Genomic DNA, 5,194 nt, shown 5'->3' on the forward strand with positions numbered 1-5,194 from the left:
TTATAAAATTAGCGGCGTAGGGCAAGAAAAAACTGAAGAGATAGTCAGAAGAAGAAAGGAAGCAGGCAGATTTATTTTAGCAACTAACTTAGTTGATGAAGAAGACAAATTAGACTCAGCCGAAATGGTGACAACTTATAAAAATCAACAGTCTTGTGAAAGAGGATTTAGATTTTTGAAAGATCCTTTATTTTTTGCGGATAGTTTCTTTGTTAAAAAAACGGAAAGAATCGAGACAATGTTATTCTTGATGTCTTTCTGCTTGTTAGTCTATAACCTCGGACAAAGAGAACTAAGAAATAGCTGAAAAAGAGCCAAGGCTGGAGTCAAAAATCAAGTCAGTAAATTAACGAGTCGTCCCACAATGAGATGGATATTTCAATGTTTTCAGGGCATTCATATTTTTATTGTGAATGGGGTCAAGCAAATTGTCAATTTAACTGAAGAACGCCGTTTTATTTGAAATTTTCTGCCTTCATCTTGTCAAAAATATTATCTGTCATCGTTAGTCTAAATAACAAAGCAACAAAGTTGATAACAATTGAGTAATATGCTTATAGGAGAGTCACTACTCCTCGAATTGTTGTGACTTAGTTTAACTCTTTGAGCCGAAAAAAATATTTGGTATTTTATGATTTCTCCTCAACATCTGATTGGTTGAGTATTTTTTTTGATTATTCTGATTTTTTTTCTTTGAAAAGACCTGTAGTTTTTTATACTTCAAAGTGAAGTGCGGAATATGGGATAGAAAACCACAGCAATCCAGCTATAAATCTTCGTCTAGTGTTAAACATTTTCTTAACCTTTCTTCCCGTTTTTCTTCTCCAAGTTTTGGGGTGAAGAATAAATTGGGTTTTATTATACAATTATGGCTTCATTGAGAAGTTACCAGAAAAATTGGGCGTTTCGCGAATGCTCCCAGATCCGTTTCCCGTCTGGGTGAGAAGAAGAACATATCGCTTTAATCTTTGTCCAGTAGTTTGATCACGAAAAGTCGCTGCTGGACCGCTTTCTAAGATGAAGAAATTTATTCTACCTCGCAGTAGCGGGTGTAAGCTTTCATATCGTCTGATAACTCGTCGTTTGTCATCAGGTCTGTTCAATCCAGGTGCTCTGCTGTAAATCAGAAATTTGGCTCTTGAGGATGCCATATCTTGTAGGAAAGAAGAGAATTTAGCATCCTCGTCAGCCGGGTTAGTAAAGCCATAAAATGCAGACCAATGAATAATAATCAGGTCTGGATTTAGGTGGAGAATTCTCTCCTTATTGCTCCAGTGCGGGGTGACAATCTCCTTGCATAGCTGAAGCGGTAAATCTCGCAAAATGAATCTTTCTATATCGTCTGCGTTGGTTCCGCCCTCCTCTCTTGTGATGGGGTCGTAGACCACATCTGGGTCTGGGGAATCCATAAGGACTACAACTGGTAAACTTTGTGACAATTGACCTTCACTGGCAACAAGCTGTGCGGGACTAAAGAAACTGAAGAAAAAGACGACTACTAAAGCAGCAATTCCCCCCCCTAGTCGAAGGAGAGTGCTGGTTGGGATTTTGAGGACGGGCTTTAAACCTTTCCTAATAAAGTTGGTTGATTTCCTTTTCATTTGACACTGAGATACTTATTCCTTATCTATCTAATTTTTTTAGTCTCTTCAGCAGTCTTCCTTGACTGAAAAAGCTGAATAAAAGTATCGCTAACAGTATGATCTTTGGTATTTGCTGCATATTTAATTAATTCTTCCCGCAGATTTTTAGATGCCTCGATAGGCATCATGGTTGCTAGTAGTAAATACACCCCCCGAAAGCGTGTATCGCTAATATGATCTATCAGTCTGGCTTCATTTTCTTTCTCCAAAAATGTCTGCACGATAAAAAACTCTTGAATTTTATCATGGCGAAAATACCAATCTGTTTGTTTTTCCCCTTCAAGATCTGTTACTTGACGACTGATGACCATTTTGTGCCGTTCCAGGCACTGTAATTCTTTTTTCCATTGCTCAGAGGGAATTTCTTTTTCATCCTTCAATCGCATTTGATAAACTGTTTCAGAAAAAGCCTTGAGGGGAAAGTTTTTACTGGGAGAGTGATATTCATAATCTTCTTTCATGATTTCGTATTGTTGCTTTTCTAGGTTGAGTAAGTCAGGCGTTTCTCCTCGGGATAACATCAGAGCAACAGTTGTCAGATCCATTGGGTTAGAAAGCATCCCTCGGATTGCAATTTGTTCTTCTGTGGATTGCTGTTGATTTAAGATAGTGGCGATATAGCTTTTACAAGCTTGTTCGTATTCTGAACCTTTAAGTTGGGCTTCTTCCGTCAAAATTGCCCTGCGTGAGAGAAGAAAATGCTCAATTTGCTCTCCTCTTAAAGGTTGCAATATGTAAGTTTTAGCCGTCGAAGGTGGATTCCATTCCAAGGGCTGAGTTGTCATAATAATATTGCATTTAAAATAACTTTCAACAAAGTTAGTAATCTTGGCACGTGTATCTGGTGTAACTTCATTGAGTCCATCGATGGCAATATAAATTGCACCGCTATAAATCAGATTTTTGAGAAAATTAGGATCTTCTTGGACGCAACCATGCAGTTTAGCTTGTATTGCTTCCATTACCCCCTGATGGCATTTTATGGCAGGTAAGTAAACAGTAATTTGCTGAGATTGTTTCACTAAATGACGCAAAAACATCGATTTACCTAATCCAGATTCCCCTTCTAGGACGATTTGCCCTCGAATTTCTGGGATGGCTTCTCGAATGGGTTGAGCATCTATTTTTCCTTGAAACTTTACATCTGAATCAGCGAAGTAAGCTTTGGGATTAAAGTCATCTAAATGAGCATCTGAAAGCAAAGATTCTTTGAATGGAGAAAACAGCCTAGCTCGTAGGAAGGGAACCCAAGTGAGAGCGAGTCCGACATAACCTAGCCCAGTGATACGCCGCAACCAAGGATTCCAGAAGAATATAGCCTGAATCTGAGGAGATTTGGGGTAGGCAAAGACTAATGCCAGCCAAAAAATCCCATGTATTACCCAGACATTTCTGATATTAGAAAACCACTGTATAGCTTCCGACATGAGCCAGGAGTTCTTTTCGCTCTTTAGGGAGCTTAGAGACCGACTCGCAGCACGCTGCTCATCATCAAAACCCGAATTTTCTAGAGATTTTTCTATAGTCGATACAGTATCTATAGCTTCGTTAAGTTGCTTGAAGTAAAGAATTTTGGACTTGAGATCAAGAAGTTTTCCCTTGTGGGAACGGGATTGAGAAATCTTGTCCACATGGGCTTCAGCAATGCGTGACAGAGCAAGAGTAGCTTGATAACGAACCCCTTCAGGTTGATTCTTGTCCTCAACTAGCTTGCTCAGGCTGGTGACTGCGGCTTTAGCCTCGAATCCAATACGCCCTATGGCAATAGCAGCTCTCCTGCGAATTTCAGAATCGTCAGAATCGTCATCTTCAAGGGCATCAATCAGTGGTAGCACTGCATCTTTAGCCTCAGAGCCAATGTTTCCCAAAGCATCGATGATACTCCTGAGAACTTCTGGTTTTTCATTGTCCTTATCCTTGAGAAGCTGAACCAGGATAGAGACCGCAGCTTTAGCCTCTGCCTTCATCCTTACCAAGGCTTGGACTGCGCTCTGGCGAACGGCTAGATCCTCATTCTTTTTCTCAAGAAGCCTAGCTAAAGGAAGGGCTGCATCTTTAGCATCAGAACCAATCATCCCTAGAGCCTCAGCAGCATTCTGGCGAACTTTTGGTTCTTTATTGTCTAAGAGCTTAACTAGGTCAGGTACTGCGGCTGAACCCATACGCCCTAGTAAGGTTCTGGCACTCCAGACAAGGTTTGTATTTGGCTCTTCATTCTCAAGGACTTCAATCAGGTAAGGCACCACGTCTGAACCACATTTGAGTAGAACCTTAAAATGGGAGGAATCAGAAATAGATGCTTCCAGATGTTCCCTGATTTTTTCTCTATCAGTACACAACTCTTGTGTCCGACCAATAGTCGTTATAAGTATTGGCAGAGCCAAGCTTAGTATGAAAGCCACAGAGAGATTTTTCCAGGTACGCCTAGGCATGAGTCTGCTCCCCAAAATCCTGACCTTTTAGACTGATCTACAATTATTCCCTGCTCACCCCCCCAACCTCTTCTCGCACCCCTCACACTCCCAAGCTGCTTCAGTGCCATCCCTGCCACCAAATAGCAGCCATCCGTCATATCTAAACTTCCCTCCAAATGACAAAATACTTGACCTAATGTAGTTTCAGCGATTTCATCTGTAAAATTGTTCTTTAAGAAACCATGCCAAAATGCTCTGGCCTATTTCTCCCTTATTCATCCATCTTTACTCTATCCCCGATAATCTTAACGAATCGGGCTACTTTCATAAAATTTAATGATTAGCTGGTAATAGATTACAGACAATTGATAGCAAGTATATCCAGCGATCGCTAAGGTGATTAACAGTAAAATTGTAATCTTATCGATTTTAACCGTGCCACTATCCCAAGGAATAGATTAGATTTCTCGAAAAAACAGACGCGGGAAAATTACCGATCGCACCGGAACTTTTCCCTATAGCGGTCAGCGATCAGCTATCGACTTAGAAACCGTTCGCTCTCTAAAAAAAACTCGCATTAACCTGATAGGAGATCAAATCTCCCTCGACAAAGAAACTGAGGCCGTAGCGACCCGGTGTTAAATTGAGAGACAGTCGGTCGCCGTATTCAACCGAACCGACGACGGTGGCGACACCCTTACTATCGAATCGTACTAACTCGGTGATCACGTTGGGGTCGGTGGCGAGTTCCAAACGAAGGTTACGCGAAGTCCTGAATTTGAGTCTGTCCACACTATCCCAAACGCCGCGACAATTAGTTTCCCCTAAATGACCGTCAACGCCGAAGCTTTTTCCCGTCCTCGCGGTTCCCAGATCGATCGCCCCGCCCCATTCCCGACTCAGATCGCGACGGGCATAAATCTCGCCGTCCATTCCAGTAATGATGTCTCTGTTCATAGTTTACCTCCAGGAATTTCTCTATCTCTACAGATCAAACCCACATTCCGCACCCTAAGTGTCACAACGTCTCAAAAGAGGAAGATGCCTGAGTCAAAATACTTATCTAGAGGAGTGAGTTGGCGGCAAGCTGCCACCAACTAAGCCGAAAATTTCAGGGTTCCCCCAGTCATTCTCAAT

3 protein-coding genes and 1 pseudogene are annotated in these 5,194 nt (G+C 41.5%); 1 reads left to right on the forward strand and 3 read right to left on the reverse strand.

Going from position 1 to position 5,194, the window contains the following annotated elements; genetic code table 11:
* A pseudogene (locus O9324_RS22230) lies at nt 1–463 on the forward strand (IS1634 family transposase); the annotation flags it as partial.
* A 403-nt stretch (nt 464–866) separates the two neighbouring features.
* Here the strand turns inward: O9324_RS22230 and O9324_RS22235 are convergent.
* The 3 genes from O9324_RS22235 to O9324_RS22245 form a co-directional block, all read right to left on the reverse strand.
* Nucleotides 867–1,601, reverse strand: coding sequence for a hypothetical protein (locus O9324_RS22235; protein ID WP_287633085.1), 735 nt, complete (start codon nt 1,599–1,601; stop codon nt 867–869).
* 26 nt (nt 1,602–1,627) lie between these two features.
* Nucleotides 1,628–4,075 carry a HEAT repeat domain-containing protein gene (locus O9324_RS22240; RefSeq protein WP_288141327.1) on the reverse strand — a complete coding sequence of 816 codons (2,448 nt, stop codon included), beginning with the start codon at nt 4,073–4,075 and terminating at the stop codon, nt 1,628–1,630.
* Nucleotides 4,076–4,618: 543 nt separating this feature from the next.
* Complete coding sequence (locus tag O9324_RS22245) at nt 4,619–5,014, reverse strand: hypothetical protein (protein WP_287629127.1); 396 nt, start codon at nt 5,012–5,014, stop codon at nt 4,619–4,621.
* Nucleotides 5,015–5,194: the final 180 nt, after the last annotated feature.

This window comes from Microcystis sp. LE19-84.1B, assembly GCF_027531875.1.
GTDB lineage: Bacteria > Cyanobacteriota > Cyanobacteriia > Cyanobacteriales > Microcystaceae > Microcystis > Microcystis panniformis.